The organism is Limimaricola sp. G21655-S1 (assembly GCF_027213785.1).
Taxonomy (GTDB): domain Bacteria; phylum Pseudomonadota; class Alphaproteobacteria; order Rhodobacterales; family Rhodobacteraceae; genus Limimaricola.
Genome location: NZ_JAPWGO010000183.1, coordinates 1 through 280, shown reverse-complemented (window position 1 = coordinate 280; position 280 = coordinate 1). Strand labels below are relative to the sequence as shown.

The window sequence follows — 280 nt, the reverse complement described above, 5'->3', positions numbered from 1 at the left end:
GTGGACGTCCACCGACGCGTCCTCTTGCTCTTGCAGAAGCAAGTCCCTTTTTAGTACGTTCGCTTAAAAGATTGGCTTCGAGTTCAGCAAAAGCACTCATCATCGTAAAAAACATTTTTCCCATTGCATCCTTAGTATTGATATTCATATCAATAATCTGTAATTCGATGTTATTGCTTTCTAACCATTGAGCCAATTCTATTAACTGTTTTGTTGTTCGACCTAAACGATCAAGTTTATAAACAACTAATGTATCTCCTTCACGTAAATACTCTAGACA

At 37.1% G+C, this 280-nt stretch carries 1 protein-coding gene; it reads right to left on the bottom strand.

Translation table 11 applies throughout. The annotated features are described in order from the left end of the window. Positions 1-280, bottom strand: a 280-nt coding sequence (locus tag O4G76_RS20390) for a recombinase family protein (RefSeq protein WP_269398957.1), incomplete at both ends; no start/stop codon positions are given.